The sequence below is a fragment of the Streptomyces roseirectus genome, from assembly GCF_014489635.1.
GTDB classification, from domain to species: Bacteria; Actinomycetota; Actinomycetes; order Streptomycetales; family Streptomycetaceae; genus Streptomyces; species Streptomyces roseirectus.
This window is the reverse complement of sequence record NZ_CP060828.1, coordinates 3,854,908-3,876,314: the sequence shown is the minus strand read 5'-3', so window position 1 is coordinate 3,876,314 and position 21,407 is coordinate 3,854,908. Positions and strand designations below refer to the sequence as shown.

The following is a 21,407-nucleotide window of genomic DNA, read 5'->3' as shown; positions in this document are numbered from 1 at the left end:
CCACCGCCGCAAGGAGCTGACGCCAGATGTCGAACGAGGAGAAGCTGCTCGACTACCTCCGGCGTGCCACCGTCGACCTCGGAGAGGCCCGTCGCCGGGTACAGGAGCTCGAGGCCGGGGAGCAGGAGCCCATCGCGATCATCGGCATGAGCTGCCGGTACCCGGGCGGGGTCAACTCCCCGGACGACCTGTGGCAGTTGGTGGCCGACGGCGGCGACGCGATCTCGCCGTTCCCGACCGACCGCGGCTGGGATCTCGCCTCGCTCTACGACCCGGACCCCGACCACACCGGCACCAGCTACGTCCGCGAGAGCGGATTCCTCCACGACGCGGCGGAGTTCGACCCGGGGCTGTTCGGGATCTCGCCGCGCGAGGCCGCGGCGATGGATCCGCAGCAACGGCTGCTGCTCGAAACCTCCTGGGAGGCGTTCGAGCGGGCCGGGATCGCGCCGACCGCGCTGGCCGGCAGCCGCACCGGGGTGTTCGCCGGGCTGATGTACCACGATTACGCGACCCGGCTGCACGAAGTGCCCGACGGCTTCGAGGGGTACCTCGGGACCGGTAACTCCGGCAGTGTCGTCTCCGGGCGGGTGGCCTACACCTTCGGGCTCGAAGGGCCCGCCGTCACCATCGACACGGCCTGCTCCTCGTCGCTGGTCGCCCTGCATCTGGCCGTGCAGTCGCTGCGCAAGGGTGAGTGCACGCTCGCGCTGGCCGGCGGTGTCACCGTCATGTCCACCCCGGCCGCGTTCGTGGAGTTCAGCCGTCAGCGGGGGCTTGCGGCTGATGGCCGGTGCAAGTCCTTCGCCGGGGCGGCGGACGGGACCGCTTGGTCCGAGGGTGCCGGGATGCTGCTCGTGGAGCGGCTGTCGGATGCTGAGCGGAACGGGCATCGGGTGCTGGCCGTCGTGCGGGGGACCGCGGTCAATCAGGACGGGGCGAGCAGTGGGCTTACCGCGCCCAACGGGCCTGCTCAGCAGCGGGTCATCCGGGCGGCGCTGGAGAGTGCCGGGCTGTCGCCTCGACAGGTTGATGTCGTCGAGGCGCATGGGACCGGGACGACTCTTGGGGATCCGATCGAGGCTCAGGCGATTCTTGCCACGTATGGGCAGGATCGTGAACGGCCTTTGCGGCTCGGGTCGTTGAAGTCCAACATCGGGCATTCGCAGGCTGCTGCCGGTGTCGGTGGCGTGATCAAGATGGTCATGGCCATGCGGCATGGGGTGATGCCGAAGACGCTGCATGTGGATGAGCCGACGCCCAAGGTGGACTGGGCGGCGGGGGCGGTGTCCTTGCTGACTGAGGCGGAGGAGTGGCCTGCGAGCGGGGAGCCTCGGCGGGCGGGGGTGTCGTCGTTCGGGGTGAGTGGGACCAACGCGCATGTTGTGTTGGAGCAGGCGCCGGTGGGTGAGGTGCGGGGTGAGGCGGATGCGGATGTTGTTGTGCCGTGGGTGTTGTCCGGGGCGACCGAGGGGGCGTTGCGGGCTCAGGCTGAGCGGTTGGTGGCGTTTCTCGACGCGACGCCTGGTGTGAGTTCGGTTGATGTTGGGTTTTCGCTGGCGGCTGGGCGGGCTGGTTTTGAGCATCGGGCGGCGGTGGTGGTGGGGGGTGATGCCGTCAGCCGTCGTGCGGGTTTGGTGGCGCTGGCGGAGGGGGCGTCGGCTGCTGGGCTGGTGCAGGGGGTTGCTGGTTCCGATGACCGGGTGGTGTTCGTGTTTCCGGGGCAGGGGTCGCAGTGGGTGGGGATGGCGGTGGAGTTGCTGGGCTCGTCGCCGGTGTTCGCTGAGTCGATGCGGGCTTGTGCGGAGGCGCTAAAGCCGCACGTGGACTGGTCGTTGCTGGATGTGTTGGACGATCAGGCCGCGTTGGAGCGGGTTGATGTGGTTCAGCCGGTGCTGTTCTCGGTGATGGTGTCGCTGGCTGCGTTGTGGCGCTCGTACGGTGTCGAGCCTGCTGCGGTCATTGGGCATTCGCAGGGTGAGATCGCGGCTGCGGCTGTGGCGGGTGCGCTCTCGCTGGAAGACGCGGCGCGGGTGGTGGCGTTGCGGAGCAAGGCGTTGCTGGCTCTGTCCGGGCGGGGCGGGATGGTCTCCGTCGCGTTGCCGGTGGATGAGGTCACGGAGCGGCTGGCTCGCTGGGACGGTCGTGTCTCGATCGCCGCCGTGAACGGGCCCGGCTCGATCGTCGTCTCCGGCGACGTCGACGCTCTCGACGAGCTGCTGGCCGGGGCCGAGGAAGAGGGTTTCCGGGCTCGGCGTATCCCGGTGGACTACGCCTCGCACTCCGCGCATGTGGAGGAGATCGAGGGCGAGTTGGCGAAGGTCCTCGCCGGTATCACCCCCCGTCCGTCGCAGGTCCCCTTCTACTCGACCGTCACCGTCGAGCGGATCGACACGAGCGTCATGGACGCCGGGTACTGGTACCGGAACCTGCGCCAGACCGTCCGCTTCGAGGAGACCGTCCGTCTCCTGGTCGAGCAGGGGCACCGTCTCTTCGTCGAGTCCAGCGCTCACCCGGTGCTGGCCATGGCCGTCCAGGAGACGTCCGAGCAGATCACCGCGATCGGTTCCCTGCGTCGCGACGAGGGCGGCCTGGAGCGGTTCCTGTTGTCGCTGGCCGAGGCTCATGTGCACGGTGCCGTCGTCGACTGGGCGGCCGTCTTCCCCGGGGCCCGGCTCACCGACCTGCCCACCTACGCCTTCCAGCACGAGCGGTACTGGCTCGACGCGGGGACTCCGGCGGGCGGGGAGGATCCGGCCGACGTCGAGTTCTGGCGTGCGGTGGAGTCGCATGACCTGGAGCGGGTGGCGGACACGCTGAACGTCGAGGGCACCGATCCGCTGAACAAGGTGCTGCCGGCGATGTCCGCCTGGAGACGTGCTCGTACCGAGCTGTCCACGGTGAACTCCTGGCGGTACGGGGTTGCTTGGCACGCGATGACCGAGGTGCCCGCCGGGCGGCTGTCCGGGGACTGGCTCGTGGTGCGGCGGGCCGGGCAGGTGGACGAGTGGACGGACGCCGTCGTCGCGGCGCTCGCCGAGCATGGTGCGCGGGTTGTTCAGGTCGAGGTCACGGACGTCGACAGGGCGAGCCTGGCGTCCGTGCTGCCGTCCGGGGGCGAGTTGGCCGGTGTGCTGTCTCTGCTCGGGCCGGTCGACGCGCCGCATCCGTTGCACCCTGTGCTGTCTGTTGGTGTGGCCGGGACGGTCGGGCTGGTGCAGGCGCTGGGGGATGCCGGGGTCGAGGCGCCGTTGTGGTGTGTCACCCGGGGTGCGGTGGCCGTGGGTGGGTCGGATCAGGTGCACAGTCCCGTGCAGGCGCAGATCTGGGGGCTCGGCCGGGTTGCCGCCCTCGAACACCCGGAGCGTTGGGGTGGTCTCGTGGATCTGCCCGAGGTGGTCGACGATCGGGCGTTGACCCGGTTGGCCGGGGTGCTCGCCTCGGCCGGTGGGGAGGACCAGGTCGCGGTGCGGTCCGCCGGGGTGTTCGTGCGGCGGCTCCAGGCCGCTCCGGCTCCCGAGCGCGGTGCGGCCAAGTGGCGGGCGTCCGGCACCGTCCTCGTCACCGGCGGTACCGAGCCGCTGGGTGCGCAGGTCGCTCGGTGGATGGCCGAGCAGGGGGCGGAACATCTGCTGCTGACCAGTTCCGAGGCCCGTGACACCGCCGCTCTTGAGGCCGAGCTGGCCGAGGTCGGTGCCAAGGTCACCGTCGCCGTCTGCGATGTGACCGACCGGGACGCGGTGGCGCGGCTGCTGGCGTCGGTTCCCGCCGAGTATCCGCTCACCGCGGTGGCCCACTCCTCGCCGACGGCGGAGATGTCCGCGCTCGCCGAGACCGAGCTGGGCGACTTCGCCGCGGTGCTGGCCGCCCGGGTCGCCGGCGCCGCGCACCTCGACGAACTCCTCGACCACGAGTCGCTGCGCGCCGTCGTCTTCTTCTCCTCCGTCGCCGGGGTCTGGGGCAGCGGACGGCAGGGTGCCTACGCGGCAGGTAACGCGTTCCTCGACGCCCTGGCCGCGCGGCGTCGGGCGGTCGGCGGCCGGGCCGTCTCGGTGGCCTGGAGTCCGTGGCAGAACTCGGCTACCGCTCTCGACGAGGATGGCGCGGAGTTTCTGCGCAAGCGCGGGGTGCGGGCGTTGGCGCCCGAGCTGGCGCTGACCGTGCTGCGACAGGTTCTCGACCATGACGAGCCGTTCGTCGCCGTCGCGGACGTGGACTGGGATCGGTTCCTTCCGGGGTTCACCGCGCTGCGGCCCAGCCCGTTCTTCGGCGAGCTGCCCGAGGTCAAGCGGCTCGCGGCTGCCGCTGAGCAGGGTGGCGAGGAGCGGTCTACCACCGCTTCCGAACTTGTGCGCAGCCTGACCGGGCTGGCCGAGGCCGAGCAGCAGCGGGTCGTTCTCGATCTGGTGCGTGGTCATCTCGCGGCCGTTCTTGACCACTCCAGCCCGGACGCCGTCGCGGTTGAGCGCGCCTTCCGGGAGCTGGGCTTCGACTCGTTGACCGCGGTGGATCTGCGTAATCGCCTCAACACCGCTACCGGGCTCAAGCTGCCTGCGACTCTGATCTTCGACTACCCGACGCCGGTCGCGCTCGCCGAGTTCCTGCGCGGTGAACTCGTCGGGGTCGGGCAGGCGGTTGCCGCCGTCGCGACTGTGGCTCCTGTGGACGATGAGCCCATCGCCATTGTTGGTATGGGCTGCCGGTTCCCCGGTGACGTGCGGACGCCCGAGGAGTTGTGGCGTCTCGTGGAGAGCGGGGGCGATGCGGTGTCCGCGTTGCCGGAGAACCGGGGGTGGGACGTCGACGCGTTCTATGACCCCACTCGTCAGCGGCCCGGGACCTCCTACGTTCGTCACGGTGGGTTCCTGCATGACGCCGATGAGTTCGATCCGGCGTTCTTCGGGCTGTCGCCGCGGGAGGCGTTGGCGATGGATCCGCAGCACCGGCTGCTGCTGGAGACCTCGTGGGAGGCGTTCGAGCGGGCCGGGATTGATCCTGCGGCTATGCGTGGCAAGCCGGTCGGGGTGTTCGCGGGGACCAATGGGCAGCACTACATGCCCCTGTTGCAGGGGGATGACCAGGGGACCTTTGACGGGTATCTCGCTACCGGTAATGGGGCGAGTGTGCTCTCGGGGCGGGTTTCGTACACGTTCGGGCTTGAAGGGCCTGCGGTGACGGTGGACACGGCGTGTTCGTCGTCGCTGGTGGCGCTGCATCTTGCTGCGCAGGCTCTGCGGCAGGGGGAGTGTGAGCTGGCGCTCGCCGGTGGGGTCACCATCATGTCCACGCCGGACATGTTCTTTGAGTTCAGTCGTCAGAACGGGCTTTCGGAGGATGGGCGGTCCAAGGCGTTCGCGGCTACGGCGGATGGGTTCGCGCTGGCCGAGGGTGTGGGGATGCTGCTGGTCGAGCGGTTGTCGGATGCGCGCAGGAATGGGCATCCCGTGCTCGCGGTGGTGCGGGGCAGCGCGGTGAATCAGGACGGGGCGTCGAATGGGTTGACCGCGCCTAACGGGCCTTCGCAGCAGCGGGTTATTCGGCAGGCGCTGGCGAACGCCGGGCTGGGGGCTGCGGATGTTGATGTTGTCGAGGCGCATGGGACCGGGACGACGCTTGGGGATCCGATCGAGGCTCAGGCGTTGCTCGCGACTTATGGGCAGGGGCGGGCTGCTGAACGGCCGTTGCTGCTTGGGTCGTTGAAGTCGAACATCGGGCATACGCAGGCTGCGGCCGGTGTGGCTGGTGTGATGAAGATGGTGCTGGCCATGCGGCATGGGGTCATGCCGAAGACGCTGCATGTGGATGAGCCTTCGCCGGAGATCGACTGGTCTGCGGGGGCGGTGTCGTTGCTGACGGAGGCGGCGGAGTGGCCGCAGGGGGATGTGCCTCGGCGGGCCGCTGTGTCGTCGTTCGGGATCAGTGGGACCAACGCACACGTGATCCTTGAGGAGGCGCCGGCGGTTGAGGAGGTTCCCGCCGCTGAGCCTGTGGGTGCTGTGCCGTGGGTGCTGTCCGCCAAGAGTGAGGTTGCGTTGCGGGCGCAGGCTGAGCGGTTGTTGGAGGTTGTGGATTCTGGGTTGAGTGCGGTTGATGTTGGGTTTTCGCTGACGGCCGGGCGTGGTGTTTTTGAGCATCGGGCGGCGGTGGTGGGGGGTGATGTGGTTGCCCGTCGTGCGGGTTTGGTGGCGCTTGCGGAGGGGACGTCGGCCCCTGGGTTGGTGCAGGGGGTCGCGGGCGGTCGCAAGGTCGTCTTCGTGTTCCCCGGGCAGGGGTCGCAGTGGGTCGGGATGGCGGTCGAGTTGCTGGGTTCGTCGCCGGTGTTCGCGGAGTCGATGCGGGCTTGTGCGGAGGCGCTTGAGCCGCACGTGGACTGGTCGCTGCTGGATGTGCTGGGTGACGCCGCCGCGTTGGAGCGGGTCGACGTCGTGCAGCCCGTGTTGTTCTCCGTGATGGTGTCGCTGGCCGCGCTGTGGCGCTCGTACGGTGTGGAGCCTGCTGCGGTCATCGGGCACTCGCAGGGTGAGATCGCGGCTGCGGCCGTGGCGGGCGGGCTCTCGCTCGAAGACGCCGCGCGGGTGGTGGCGTTGCGGAGTAAGGCGCTGCTGGCTCTGTCCGGGCGGGGCGGGATGGTCTCCGTCGCGTTGCCGGTGGATGAGGTCACGGAGCGGCTGGCTCGCTGGGACGGTCGTGTCTCGATCGCCGCCGTGAACGGGCCCGGCTCGATCGTCGTCTCCGGCGACGTCGACGCTCTCGACGAGCTGCTGGCCGGGGCCGAGGAAGAGGGTTTCCGGGCTCGGCGTATCCCGGTGGACTACGCCTCGCACTCCGCCCATGTGGAGGAGATCGAGGGCGAGTTGGCGAAGGTCCTCGCCGGTATCACCCCCCGTCCGTCGCAGGTCCCCTTCTACTCGACCGTCACCGTCGAGCGGATCGACACGAGCGTGATGGACGCCGGGTACTGGTACCGCAACCTCCGCCAGACGGTCCGCTTCGAGGAGACCGTGCGGCTGCTGGTCGAGCAGGGGCACCGCCTCTTCGTCGAGTCCAGCGCCCACCCCGTGCTCGCCATGGCCGTCCAGGAGACCTCCGAGCAGATCACCGCGATCGGTTCCCTCCGTCGCGACGAAGGCGGCCTCGACCGGTTCTTGTTGTCCCTCGCCGAAGCCCACGTCCACGGCGCCGACGTCGACTGGACCGCCGTCTTCCCCGGCGGCCGTCTCACCGACCTCCCCACCTACCCCTTCCAACGCCAGCGCTACTGGCCGGAAGTTGTCGCGGGTCGGGTGGGGGATGTCGCGGCTGTCGGGCTGGACAACGCGGATCACCCGCTGCTGGGTGCTGCGGTTCCGCTCGCCGGGGCGGATGGGTTCCTGTTCGCGGGGCGGTTGTCGCTGGCCACTCATCCGTGGTTGGCCGATCACGCGGTGATGGGGTCGACGTTGCTGCCGGGTACCGCCTTCGTGGAGTTGGCGATCCGTGCCGGGGACCAGGTCGACTGTGGGCACCTTGAGGAACTGACGCTGGAAGCGCCCCTGGTGCTGCCCGAGCGTGGTGGTGTCTACGTGCAGTTGGTGGTCGACGCTGCGGACGACTCCGGGCGGCGGGCGTTGCACCTGCACTCTCGGCAGGGGGACGACGGGGCGTGGACGCGGCATGCGATCGGCACGTTGTCCGCCGACAAGGGGAGTGTGGGCCCCGCCGACTTCGGGGGTGTCTGGCCGCCCGCCGGGGCCGTCGCCGTCGAGTTGTCCGGGCGTTACGAGCAGCTTGCCGCGCAGGGGTACGACTACGGGCCGGCGTTCCAGGGGCTGCGTGCGGTGTGGCGGCGTGGTGACGAGGTCTTCGCCGAGGTTGCCCTGGCGGAGGAGCAGCAGGAGGGGGCGGCCCGGTTCGGGTTGCATCCGGCGTTGCTGGACGCGGCCGTGCAGGCGGTTGGTCTCGGTGACTTCCTGCCGGACACCGCGCGCGGTTATCTGCCGTTCGCCTGGAGTGGTGTGCACCTGCATGCGGCCGGTGCTGCCGCGTTGCGGGTCAGGGTGGCCCCGGCCGGGGCGGACGCGGTGGCCCTTGAGGTTGCCGACGTCGACGGGGAGCCCGTGGCGTCGGTGGCGTCGTTGGTGCTGCGGCCGGTGAGTGAGGGGCAGGTGGAAGCGGGCGGGGCCGCGGTGGCGGACTCGTTGTTCCGGCTGGACTGGGAGGAACTTCCGGTGCCGGAGAGTCCGTCCGACGTCCGCTGGGCTCTGGTCGGTGCGGATGAGCTGGGGCTTCAGGCGGCGTTGGCCTCGTCGGGTGTTGTGCTTGACGGGCATGAGGATCTGGCCGCTCTCGGTGCGGCGGGGTCCGTGCCGGAGTTGGTGTTCGTGACCTTCCCGGCCGACGTCACCGGGGTTACGCCCGACGCCGTGCACGATGCCACCCGTCGTGCGCTGGACACCGTCCAGACGTGGCTGGCCGACGAGCGGTTCGGCGAGGCGCGGCTCGTGCTGGTCACCCGTGGTGCCGTTGCCGCCGGGGACGAGCGGGACGTGGCTGACCTCGTGCACGCTCCCCTGTGGGGGCTCGTTCGGTCCGCGCAACTGGAGAATCCCGAGCGGCTGGTCGCGCTCGACCTCGACCGGCACGACGACTCGTACCGGGCGGTCCCGGCGGCCCTTGCGACCGGCGAACCTCAACTCGCCGTCCGTGACGGTGTGGTGTCCGTGCCCCGCCTGGCCCGGCTCACCTCCGACGGCGCGCTCGTGCCGCCGGACAGCGCGGCCTGGCGGCTCGACATCGCGGAGAAGGGCACCCTGGAGAACCTGGCCCTCACCGCCTGCGCGGCCGACAGCGCGCCCCTGGCCGAGGGCGAGGTACGGATCGAGGTGCGGGCCGCCGGGCTGAACTTCCGCGATGTGCTCATCGCCCTCGGCATGTATCCGGACGACGCGTTGATGGGCAGCGAAGGCGCGGGCGTCGTGCTGGAGGTCGGGCCGGGCGTCACCGGGCTTGCCCCCGGCGACGCCGTGATGGGTCTGCTCTCCGGCGCGCTCGGGCGGGTCAGCGTGACCGACCACCGGCTGGTCACCAAGATGCCGCAGGGCTGGTCCTTCACCCAGGCCGCTTCCGTGCCGGTCGTGTTCCTCACCGCCTACTACGCGCTCAAGGACCTCGCCGGGCTGCGTGCGGGGGAGTCCGTGCTGATCCACGCCGCCGCCGGTGGTGTGGGGATGGCCGCCGTGCAGTTGGCGCGGCACTGGGGTGCCGAGGTGTTCGGCACCGCGAGTGCCGGCAAGTGGGACGTGCTGCGCTCCCTCGGCTTCGACGACGACCACATCGCCTCGTCCCGCACCCTCGACTTCGAGGAGAACTTCCGTGATGTGACGGACGGCCGTGGCGTCGACGTCGTCCTCGACTCGCTCGCCCGCGAGTTCGTGGACGCCTCCCTGCGGCTCCTCCCGCGCGGCGGGCGGTTCGTGGAGATGGGCAAGACCGACGTCCGCGATGCCGGGCAGGTCGCCGCCCAGCATCCCGGCGTCACCTACCGCGCCTTCGACCTCATGGACGCGGGGGCCGACCGCATCGCCGAGATCCTGGGTGAGTTGGTCGAGCTGTTCGGGTCTGGTGTGTTGCGGCCGTTGCCGGTGCGGGGGTGGGATGTGCGGCGGGCTCCGGAGGCGTTGCGGTTCCTGAGTCAGGCGCGGCATGTGGGGAAGCTGGTGCTGACGGTGCCGCGTGCGCTGGATCCGGTCGGGACGGCGCTGGTGACGGGTGCTACCGGTGTGCTGGGTGGGGTGGTGGCCCGGCATCTGGTCGTCGAGCATGGTGTGCGGCATCTGGTGCTGGCCGGCCGTCGGGGCTTGGACGCGCCCGGTGCGGCTGAACTGCGCGACGAGCTAAGCGAGTTGGGCGCGACGGTCACGGTGGCTGCTTGTGACGTGGCCGACCGGGACGAACTGGCGGCGCTCATCGACGGTATTCCGGCGGAGCATCCGTTGACTGCGGTGGTGCATGCCGCCGGTGTGCTGGATGACGGTGTGGTGGGGTCGTTGACCCCGGAGCGGCTGGGTGCGGTGTTGCGTCCGAAGGTGGATGCGGCCTGGCACCTGCATGAGTTGACGGCAGGGCTTGATCTGGCGCTGTTCGTGCTGTTCTCGTCGGTGTCCGGGACCTTGGGTGGTGCTGGGCAGGCGAACTACGCGGCGGCGAACGTGTTCCTGGACGGACTTGCCGCGCATCGGCGGTCGTTGGGGCTGCCGGGGGTGTCGTTGGCCTGGGGGCTCTGGGCCGAGGCGAGTGGGATGACCGGGCATCTGGACGGTGTCGATGTGCGCCGGATGTCGCGTGCGGGTGTGGGGGCGTTGTCGGTCGGGGAAGGGCTGGCGCTGTTCGACGCGGCGATCGGTCGGGCCGAGGCGACGGTCGTTCCGATGAGCCTGGACACCCGGAACCTGCGTGCCGCCGATGTGCCGCCCGCCTTGCGTGGGCTCGCCCGAGGGCCGGTCCGGCGTGTGGTCGAGGCTCGTGCCGCCGTCGCGCAGGGGCCGTCGCTCGCGCAGCGGCTTGCCGAGACGCCTGAGGCGGATCGGGGGCGGGTTCTTCTCGACCTGGTGCGTACCCATGTCGCTACCGTGCTCGGGCATACGTCCGCGTCGGCGATCGAGCCGGCTCGGGCCTTCCAGGAGGTCGGCTTCGACTCGCTCACCGCGGTCGAGCTGCGCAACCGGCTCAACGCGGCTACCGGGCTGCGGCTGCCACCGACCCTCGTCTTCGACCACCCCACCCCGGCCGCGCTCGCCGAGCATCTGCGTGCCGAGCTTCTGGGGGACGAGGCCACCGCCGGCGGCAGTTCGCTGCTGACCGAGCTGGACCGGCTGGAGGCGACGCTCGCCGCGATCGTCCCGGACGACGTGTCCGCCATCGCGCCGGACGAGCAGGCCCGCGCCGAGATCACCGCGCGCCTGAAGTCCCTGCTGTCCCAGTGGGACGACGTGCGGGGCGACCTGACCGGCGGCGGAGTCGCGGAACAGATCGAGTCCGCGTCCGACGACGAGATCTTTGACCTGATCGACAGCAAGTGGGGACGTGAGCTCTGATGGCGACCGAAGACAAGCTCCGGGCGTACCTCAAGCGTGTGGTGACCGACCTCGACGACGCCACCGAACGGCTCCGCGAAGCCAAGGAGAAGGAGCACGAGCCGATCGCCGTGGTCGGCATGGCATGCCGGTTCCCCGGCGGCGTCACCTCGCCGGAAGACCTCTGGCAGCTGGTCGCCTCCGGCGGTGACGCGATCTCGGCCTTCCCCACCGACCGGGGGTGGGACCTCGCCGCCCTGCACGCGGACGACGCCGACCGCGGCACCTCCTTCACCCGGGAGGGTGGGTTCCTCTACGACGCCGGTGAGTTCGACGCGGCGTTCTTCGGGATCTCGCCGCGGGAGGCGTTGGCGATGGATCCGCAGCAGCGGTTGCTGCTGGAGACCTCGTGGGAGGCGTTCGAGCGGGCCGGGATCGACCCCGCCTCCCTGCGCGGCAGCCAGGTCGGTGTGTTCGCCGGTGCCTGGTACTCCGGCTATGTCGAGGGCATTCGGCGAGCCGAACAGGATCTCGACGGGTTTCTCCTCACCGGTGGTGCCAGCAGCTTCGTGTCCGGGCGGATCGCGTATGTGCTCGGTCTTGAAGGGCCCACCTTCACGGTTGACACCGCCTGCTCCTCGTCGCTGGTCGCGCTTCATCTGGCCGCCCAGGCGTTGCGCAAGGGGGAGTGTGCGCTTGCGCTGAGCGGTGGGGTCACCGTGATGTCCGGGCCGGACACGTTCGTCGAGTTCAGCCGGCAGGGTGGGGTTGCCGGGGACGGGCGGTGCAAGGCGTTCTCCGCCGACGCCGATGGGTTCGGGCCCGCCGAGGGGGCGGGGGTGCTGGTGCTGGAGCGGTTGTCGGATGCTCGGCGTAACGGGCATCCCGTGCTCGCGGTGGTGCGGGGCTCGGCGGTGAACTCCGATGGGGCGTCCAACGGGTTGACGGCGCCTAACGGGCCCTCGCAGATGCGGGTGATTCGGGCGGCGTTGGCCAATGCGCGGTTGTCTGCTCGGCAGGTTGATGTTGTCGAGGCGCATGGGACCGGGACCAGTCTTGGGGATCCGATCGAGGCGCAGGCGTTGCTCGCGACGTACGGGCAGGAGCGGGCCGATGAACGGCCGTTGTGGTTGGGGTCGTTGAAGTCGAACATCGGGCATACGCAGGCTGCTGCTGGTGTGGCTGGTGTGATGAAGATGGTGCTGGCTATGCGGCATGGGGTGTTGCCGAAGACGCTGCATGTGGGGGAGCCGACGTCCAAGGTGGACTGGTCGGCGGGGGCTGTGTCGTTGTTGACCGAGCAGGTGGAGTGGGCTCGGGGGGAGGCTCCTCGGCGGGCGGCTGTGTCGTCGTTCGGGATGAGTGGGACCAATGCGCATGTGATTCTTGAAGAGGCGCCGGTTCCTCCGGAGGAGGCGGTTTCTGGGGGCTCGGTTGAGCCGGTGGGTGTTGTGCCGTGGGTGTTGTCGGCCAAGAGTGAGGTTGCGTTGCGGGCGCAGGCTGAGCGGTTGTTGGGGGTTGTGGATTCTGGGGTGAGTTCGGTTGATGTTGGGTTTTCGCTGGCGGCTGGTCGGGCTGGTTTTGAGCATCGGGCGGCGGTGGTGGGGGGTGATGCCGTCAGCCGTCGTGCGGGTTTGGTGGCGCTGGCGGAGGGGGCGTCGGCTGCTGGGGTGGTGCAGGGGGTTGCTGGTTCCGATGACCGGGTGGTGTTCGTGTTCCCGGGGCAGGGGTCGCAGTGGGTGGGGATGGCGGTCGAGCTTCTGGGCTCGTCGCCGGTGTTCACGGAGTCGATGCAGGCTTGTGCGGAGGCGCTAAAGCCGCACGTGGACTGGTCGTTGCTGGATGTGCTGGACGATGCCGCTGCGTTGGAGCGGGTTGATGTCGTTCAGCCGGTGTTGTTCTCGGTGATGGTGTCGCTGGCTGCGTTGTGGCGCTCGTATGGCGTGGAGCCTGCTGCGGTTATCGGGCATTCGCAGGGTGAGATCGCGGCTGCGGCTGTTGCTGGGGCGCTCTCGCTGGAAGACGCGGCGCGGGTGGTGGCGTTGCGGAGCAAGGCGTTGCTGGCGTTGTCCGGTCGGGGCGGGATGGTCTCCGTCTCGCTTCCGGTCGACGAGGTCACGGAGCGGCTGGCTCGCTGGGACGGTCGTGTCTCGATCGCCGCCGTGAACGGGCCCGGCTCGATCGTTGTTTCCGGTGACGTCGACGCGCTTGACGAGTTGCTGGCTCAGGCCGAGACGGATGGCTTCCGCGCGCGTCGCATTCCGGTGGACTACGCCTCGCACTCCGCGCATGTGGAGGAGATCGAGGGCGAGTTGCTGAAGGTTCTGGCCAGCATCACCCCGCGTCCGTCGCAGGTCCCCTTCTACTCGACCGTTACCGTCGAGGCGATCGACACCAGCGCGCTGGACGCCGGGTACTGGTACCGCAACCTGCGCCAGACCGTCCGCTTCGAGGAGACCGTCCGTCTCCTGGTCGAGCAGGGGCACCGTCTCTTCGTCGAGTCCAGCGCCCACCCGGTGCTGGCCATGGCCGTTCAGGAGACGTCCGAGGAACTGGCCGCGATCGGTTCCCTGCGTCGGGACGAAGGCGGCCTCGACCGCTTCCTGTTGTCCCTCGCCGAGGCTCACGTCCACGGCGCCGACGTCGACTGGCCGACGGTCTTCCCCGGTGGCCGTCTCACCGACCTCCCCACCTACGCCTTCCAACGCCAGCGCTACTGGCTCGAAGCGGGCGCGTCCGCAGGCACCGAGGACTCGGACGATGACGAGTTCTGGGCGGTCGTCGAGCGGGCGGATGTGGCGGAGTTGGCCGCTGAGTTGAGGGTGGGGGCGGATGCCCCGCTCAGTGAGGTGTTGCCTGCCATGTCCTCCTGGCGCAAGGCGCGTCGGGAGAAGGGTGCCGTGGACTCGTGGCGTTACCGGGTCGGTTGGAAGCCGGTCAGCGGGGCCTCGTCGCCGAAGCTCTCCGGCACCTGGCTGGTGGTCGGGGGTGCCGGGGACGTCGAGATTCTTGACGCGCTCTCGGGGGCCGGGGCTGACGTCGTCCGGCTGGAGGTCGATCCGGTCGGGGTGGAGCGGGAGGGGCTTGCCGCGCGGGTGCGTGAGGTGGTGGACGGTGTCGAGGTCGGCGGGGTTTTCCTGCTTCCCGGGCCGAGTGATGTTTCGCATCCGGTGTATCCGGTGCTGCCTGCCCAGGTTGCCGTCACCGTGGCTCTGATTCAGGCGCTCGGTGACGTCGGGGTCGAGGCGCCGCTGTGGATCGGGACTCGGGGGGCCGTTGCCACCCGTGCCGGGGAGCGGGTTGATCCGGTGCAGGCGCAGGTCTGGGGGCTCGGGCGGGTCTTCGGGCTGGAGCATCCGGAGCGTTGGGGCGGGCTGGTCGATCTGCCGGAGGCGGGTGACGCGCGGACGGCTGCCGGGCTGGCCGGGGTGCTCGCCGGGATCGGGGACGAGGATCAGGTGGCCGTTCGTCCCTCGGGCGTCCTCGCGCGCCGGCTGGTGCACGCGCCGCTCGGCGCCGGCGCCGCTCCCGAGTGGCAGCCGCGCGGCACGGTGCTGGTCACCGGCGGTACCGGGGCGCTCGGTGCGCATGTCGCCCGGTGGCTCGCCGGGGCTGGTGCGGAGCGGCTGGTGTTGACCAGTCGCCGTGGTCTGGACGCGCCCGGTGCGGTTGAACTGCGCGATGAGCTGGCCGCGTTGGGGGCCGAGGTGCTGGTCGAGGCGTGTGACGTCGCCGACCGGTCGTCTGCGGAGGCGCTGCTGCGACGGCTGACCGAGCACGGTGAGCCGGTTCGGGCGGTGGTGCACGCGGCGGGGGTGGGCGACGGCGCGCCGCTGGCCGGCACCACGGCCGCCGAGTTCGCCGACGTGCTCGCCGCCAAGGCGGGCGGGGCGGCGCATCTGGATGCCCTGCTGGACGATGACGCTCTGGACGCCTTCGTGCTGTTCTCGTCGAACGCCGGTGTCTGGGGCAGTGGCGGGCTCGCTGCCTACGCGGCGGCCAACGCCTTCCTCGACGGGCTCGCCCAGCAGCGTCGTGACCGTGGAGTGCCCGCCACCTCCGTCGCCTGGGGGCTGTGGGCCGGGGCCGGGATGGCCGAGGGGTCCAACGAGGAGTTCCTGCGTCGCCGTGGACTGCGGGCTATGGCGCCCGAGTTGGCTGTCACGGCGCTGCGTCAGGCGGTCGGTGAGAGTGAGCCGTTCGTTGCCGTGGCCGATGTGGACTGGGCTCGGTTCGTGCCCGGGTTCACCGCTGCGCGTTCCCGTCCGCTGATCGAGGATCTGCCCGAGGTGCGCGACGCGGTCTCGGCTGAGGCCGAGGGGACCGACGCCGGCGCGGCGCTGCGCGAGCGGCTGGCCGGGCTGCCGTCCGGCGAACAGGTCCGGCACCTGCTTGAGTTGGTGCGCGGCCAGGTCGCCGCCGTCCTCGGGCACTCCTCGACGGACGCCGTCGAGGTCAGCAGGGCGTTCCGCGAGATGGGGTTCGACTCGCTGACCGCCGTCGAGCTGCGGAACCGGCTGAACGCGGCCACCGGGTTGAAGCTGCCCGCCACGCTCGTGTTCGACCATCCGACGGCCACCGCGCTCGCGGACCGTCTGCGCGCCGAACTTGTCCCCGACGACGGTGACTTGGCGCAACCCCACGATCCGGAAGAGGCCCGCGTCCGGCAGGCGCTCGCCTCCCTCCCGCTGGCCGAACTGCGCTCGGCCGGCCTTCTCGACGCACTCCTTGACCTCGCCGGGGCGGCCGACGCCACCCAGGCCCCGCCGGGCCCGGACAGCCGGGACCGGATCGACTCGATCGACTCGATGGACCACGACGACTTGCTGCGGATGGCGCTGGGTGAAGCCGATTCCGCCGAACTGTGGAGCTCATGATGGCTGCCTCCGATGACAAGGTGTTCGAGGCGCTGCGAGCCTCACTGAAGGAGACCGAACGGCTCCGCCAACAGCACCGGCAACTCACCGCCGCCGCGCGGGAACCCATCGCCATCGTCGCGATGAGCTGCCGCTACCCCGGTGGCGTGGAGTCGCCCGAGGATCTGTGGCGGCTGGTCGACGAAGGTCGGGACGCGATCGTCGGGCTGCCCGAAGATCGTGGCTGGGACATCGAGGGTCTGTATCACCCCGACCCCGACCATCCCGGCACGTCCTACGCGCGTGAAGGCGGCTTCGTCACCGATGCCGCCGAGTTCGACGCCGAGTTCTTCGGGATCTCGCCGCGGGAGGCTCTGGCGATGGATCCGCAGCAGCGGTTGCTGCTGGAGGCGTCCTGGGAGGTCTTCGAGCGGGCCGGGATCGATCCGGGCTCTGTGCGCGGTAGTCGGACCGGTGTGTTCGTCGGGGCCTCCTACCAGGGGTACGGGCCCGGTACTCGGCAGGCGCCGGAAGGTACCGAAGGGTATGTGCTCACCGGTAACGCCTCCGCCGTTCTCTCCGGGCGGGTGGCCTACACGCTCGGGCTTGAGGGGCCCGCCGTCACGCTCGATACCGCGTGCTCGTCGTCCCTGGTCGCGCTGCATCTTGCCTGTCAGGTGTTGCGTCAGCAGGAGTGCACGCTGGCGCTCGTTGGCGGGGCTGCGGTGATGGCCAATCCCGGTGCGTTCATCGAGTTCAGCCGTCAGCGGGGGCTGGCGCCGGATGGGCGGTGCAAGTCCTTCGCGGACGCGGCGGACGGTACTGGGTGGGGTGAGGGTGTTGGGGTGCTGCTGTTGGAGCGGCTGTCCGACGCTCAGCGGAACGGGCATCGGGTGCTGGCGGTCGTTCGTGGGTCGGCCATCAATCAGGACGGGGCCTCCAATGGGCTGTCCGCGCCCAGTGGGCCGGCTCAGCAGCGGGTGATTCGGGCGGCGCTCGCCAATGCTCGGCTTACGCCGGCCGATGTGGACGTCGTCGAGGCGCACGGGACCGGGACGGTGCTCGGGGATCCGATCGAGGCGCAGGCGTTGTTGGCGACGTACGGGCAGGAGCGGCCCGCTGAACAGCCCTTGTTGCTCGGGTCGTTGAAGTCGAACATCGGGCATACGCAGGCCGCGTCCGGTGTGGCGGGTGTGATCAAGATGGTTCAGGCGTTGCGGCATGGGGTGGTGCCGAAGACGTTGCACGTGGACGAGCCGTCGTCGCATGTGGACTGGGCTGTTGGGGCGGTGTCGCTGCTCACGGAGCGGGTTGAATGGCCCGAGTTGGACGGGCGGCCTCGGCGGGCGGCTGTGTCGTCGTTCGGGGTGAGTGGGACTAATGCGCACGTGATCGTTGAGCAGGCGCCGGTTCCTCCGGAGGAGGCGTCTGAGGGTTCGGTTGAGCCGGTGGGTGTTGTGCCGTGGGTGTTGTCGGCCAAGAGCGAGGCCGCTTTGCGGGCGCAGGCTGAGCGGTTGTTGGGGGTTGTGGATTCTGGGTTGAGTGCGGTTGATGTGGGGTTTTCGCTGGCGGCTGGTCGGGCTGGTTTTGAGCATCGGGCGGCGGTGGTGGGGGGTGATGCCGTCAGCCGTCGTGCGGGTTTGGTGGCGCTTGCGGAGGGGCGGTCGGTTGCGCATGTGGTGAGTGGGCGGGTTGTTGGTGAGGGGCGGGTGGCGTTTCTGTTCAGTGGGCAGGGGGCGCAGCGGGTGGGGATGGGGCGTGAGTTGTATGGCGTCTATCCCGTGTTCGCTGCGGCTTTCGATGAGGTGTGTGGGCACTTTGAACTGCCGTTGAAGGACGTGGTGTTCGGCGACGGTGAGCTTCTGGATCAAACGGCCTATACCCAGCCCGCGTTGTTCGCGGTTGAGGTGGCGTTGTTCCGGCTGGTGGAGTCGTGGGGCCTCACGCCTGATTTCGTGGCGGGGCATTCCATTGGTGAGTTGGCGGCTGCGCATGTGGCGGGGGTGTTGTCGCTGGCTGATGCGTGTGTGCTGGTGGCTGCCCGTGGCCGCTTGATGCAGGAACTGCCGGGCGGTGGAGCGATGGTGGCGGTGCAGGCGTCCGAGGACGAGGTGACGCCGCTGCTGGTGGAGGGCGTGAGCATCGCCGCCGTGAACGGGCCGTCGTCGGTGGTGGTGGCTGGTGACGAGGACAAGGTCCTGGAGCTGGTGGCCGGGTTCGCTCAGGAGGGGCGTAAGACCAAGCGGCTCGCGGTCAGTCATGCGTTCCATTCCTCGCACATGGATGGAATGCTCAATGCTTTTCGTGAGGTGGCTGCGGGTCTGAGCTATGAGGCTCCGCGCATCCCGATCGTGTCCACGCTCACCGGGGCCGAGGTGGTCCCGGATGCGGAGTACTGGGTGCGTCATGTCCGTGAGGCGGTCCGGTTCCTGGACGGCGTCCGGGCGTTGGAGGCGAAGGGCGTCACGACGTTCGTCGAGCTGGGCCCGGATGGTGCGTTGAGCGCCCTCGCGCAGGAGTGCTGGACCGGCGAGGGTCTGGCGGCTGTGCCGGTGTTGCGTAAGGACCGCGACGAAGCGCAGTCCCTGGTGACAGCCCTGGCCACCGCCCACACGCGGGGCGTGACGATCGACTGGACCGCGTTCTTCAGCGGCGCCCGTCGGGTGGATCTGCCCACCTACGCCTTCCAGCGTGAGCGGTACTGGCTGGACTCCGCTGCGGATGTGGCGGAGGTGGAGTCGGCGGGTCTGGTCTCGGCCGGTCACCCACTGCTCGGCGCTGCGGTGGAACTGCCCGAAGGGCTGGTGTTCTCGGGCCGCCTGTCGGTCGCCTCCCACGGTTGGCTGGCCGATCACGCCGTGATGGGATCGGTGCTGCTGCCAGGCACGGCCTTCGTCGAGCTGGCGGTCCACGCCGGGACGCGTGTGGGATGCGGCGTGTTGGAAGAGCTGACGCTTGAGGCCCCGTTGGTTCTCCCCGAGCGCGGCGGTGTCCAACTGCGCGTCACCGTCGCCGAACCCGACGCCGCCGGTGCGCGATCGGTGCGCGTGTACTCCCGGCCCGTACGCGGCGACGAACAGCCCTGGACCCGGCACGCCGACGGCCTGCTGACCCCGGACGCGGCGGTGCCCGGTGAGCCCGGCGGGCTCGGTGGGACGTGGCCGCCCGCTGACGCGGAGGCGGTGGACGTCGACGGCTACTACCGGCGTCTGGTCGATTCCGGGTACGGCTACGGGCCGGCGTTCCAGGGGCTGCGTGCGGTGTGGCGGCAGGGGGACGACGTCTTCGCCGAGGTCGCCCTGCCTCGTGAACTCCAGGGTGAGGCCCGTCAGTTCGGGCTGCATCCGGCGTTGCTCGATGCCGCGTTGCACGCGGTCGGCAAGGGGGACTTCTTCGCCGACTCGGGTCCGGCCCGGCTGCCGTTCGCCTGGCGTGGTGTGGCTCTGCACAGGCAGGGCGCGGGCGCGTTGCGGGTGCGGATCTCGTCCGCCGGGCAGGACGCGGTGTCGGTGCTGGTGGCCGACGGCACCGGTGCGCCGGTCGCGTCCATCGCGTCGCTGGTCCTGCGTCCGCTGTCCGTGGAGCAGCTGAACAACGCCAAGGCCGCGCACCACGATGCCCTGTTCCGGGTGGACTGGGCCGAGGTCGCGGCCGGACCGGCGAGCGGGCGGGTGGCGCTGCTGGGAGCGGCCGACGACCTCGCCGCCGACGAACTTGTCACCGGGCTGCGGGACGGCGGTTGCTCCGTCGAGGTGTGCCAGGACCTGGCCGCGCTCGCCGCGACCGATGTCCCGGATCTCGTGCTGGTCCGCGTCGGCGGGACGGCGGGGTCCGCGCACAGTGACGCCGTTCGCGCCGCGACGCACCGGGCACTCGACCTGGTCCAGCAGTGGCTCGCCGAGGAGAAGTTCGCCTCGTCCCGGCTGGTCCTGGTGACCCGTGGCGCCGTCGCCACCGGCGCCGACGACGAGTTGTCCGACCTCGCCGGTGCCGCCGTGCAAGGTCTCGTCCGCTCCGCGCAGTCCGAGCATCCCGGCCGGTTCGTGCTCGTCGACACCGACGATCACGCCGTCTCCCGTCAGGCCCTCGCCGCCGCCGTCGCCACCGGCGAACCGCAGCTCGCCGTCCGCAAGGGAACCGTGCTCGCGGCCCGGCTGGCCAGGGCCGGGCAGCCGGAGGGGGGCGCGGCGCCGGTGCTCGACCCGTCCGGTACGGCGCTGGTGACCGGGGCCACCGGTACTCTCGGGCGGCTGGTGGCCCGGCATCTGGTGACCGCGCACGGCGTCCGGCATCTGTTGCTCACCAGCCGGCGGGGTGAAGCTGCGCCGGGTGCCGCCGAACTCGTCAAGGAACTCGGCGAGTTGGGTGCTGATGCTCGGGTGGTCGCCTGTGATGCGGCCGACCGTGACGCGCTCGCCGCCCTGCTGGGCGGGATACCCGAGGGCCACCCGCTCACCGCCGTGGTGCACACCGCCGGCGTGCTCGACGACGGCGTGCTCGAAGGGCTGACGCCGCAGCGGATGGACACCGTGCTGCGGCCCAAGGTGGACGCCGCGCTCAACCTGCACGAGCTGACCGGTGGCGCGGACCTGGCGATGTTCACGCTGTTCTCGTCGGCCGCGGCCACCATGGGCAGCGCCGGGCAGGCCAACTACGCCGCCGCCAACGCCTTCCTCGACGCGCTCGCGCACCACCGCCGTCAGCAGGGGCTCCCCGGGCTCTCGCTGGCCTGGGGGCTGTGGGCGCAGGACGGCGGTATGGCGGGTGACCTCGGCGACACCGACCTGACCAGGATGCAGCGGTCCGGCGTCGCCGGGCTCACCCCCGAGCTGGGGCTGACCCTGTTCGACGCGGCCCACGCCCTGGCCGAGCCGGTCGCGGTACCGATCCGCCTGGATCTCGACGCGGTCCGCGCCCCGGTGCCCCCGCTGCTGCGCGGCCTGGTCCGCACCCCGGCCCGGCAGCCGGCCGGCCCGGCCGACGGCGGCTCCCTGCGGGAGAGGCTGGCCGGACTCACCGAGGCTGAGCGCGCGGCGCTCCTGCTCGACCTGGTCAGCACCCACGCCGCCACCGTGCTCGGCCACGCGAGCGCACAGGCCGTCGAGGAGGACAAAGCCTTCGGCGACCTCGGGTTCGACTCGCTGACCGCGGTCGAACTCCGCAACGGGCTCAGCGCCGCCACCGGACTCCGGCTGCCGGCCACGCTCATCTTCGACTACCCGACCCCGGCCGCACTCGCCGGCCACCTGCTCGCCGAACTGCCCGTGGAGCAGGCGCAGCCGGCGGTGTTCGCCGAACTCGACCGGCTGGAGGCCGCGTTGTCCGCGATCACCGCCGAGGACACCCGCACCCGGCTCGCGGCACGGCTGCGGAAACTGCTGGCGAAGGTGGACACCCCCACGGAGGACCACCCCGCGGCCGTCGACCTCGACGAAGCCACGGACGACGAGCTCTATGCCCTGCTGGACGGTGATCTCGGTGCGTCCTGAGCAAGCCCTCC

Annotated in this window: 3 protein-coding genes; all 3 read left to right on the top strand. The window is 70.5% G+C overall.

What is annotated here, in order from left to right; genetic code table 11:
• Positions 1–26 precede the first annotated feature (26 nt).
• The 3 genes from IAG44_RS16000 to IAG44_RS15990 are packed head-to-tail and all read left to right on the top strand — an operon-like array spanning position 27 to position 21,396.
• Positions 27–11,072 carry a type I polyketide synthase gene (locus IAG44_RS16000; RefSeq protein ID WP_187747778.1) on the top strand — a complete coding sequence of 3,682 codons (11,046 nt, stop codon included), beginning with the start codon at positions 27–29 and terminating at the stop codon, positions 11,070–11,072.
• On the top strand, positions 11,069–15,928 hold the full coding sequence (locus IAG44_RS15995; RefSeq protein WP_425508525.1) for a type I polyketide synthase: 4,860 nt from the start codon (positions 11,069–11,071) through the stop codon (positions 15,926–15,928). Before IAG44_RS16000 ends, IAG44_RS15995 begins: the two co-directional genes overlap by 4 nt.
• Positions 15,928–21,396, top strand: a complete 5,469-nt coding sequence (locus tag IAG44_RS15990) for a type I polyketide synthase (RefSeq protein WP_246561769.1) — start codon at positions 15,928–15,930, stop codon at positions 21,394–21,396. Before IAG44_RS15995 ends, IAG44_RS15990 begins: the two co-directional genes overlap by 1 nt.
• The last annotated feature ends 11 nt before the right edge of the window (positions 21,397–21,407 follow it).

Bases quoted from the DNA above. Each gene is read 5' to 3' on its own strand.
- IAG44_RS16000 (WP_187747778.1), top strand. From the start codon at position 27: ATGTCGAACGAGGAGAAGCTGCTCGACTACCTCCGGCGTGCCACCGTC.
- IAG44_RS15990 (WP_246561769.1), top strand. From the start codon at position 15,928: ATGGCTGCCTCCGATGACAAGGTGTTCGAGGCGCTGCGAGCCTCACTG.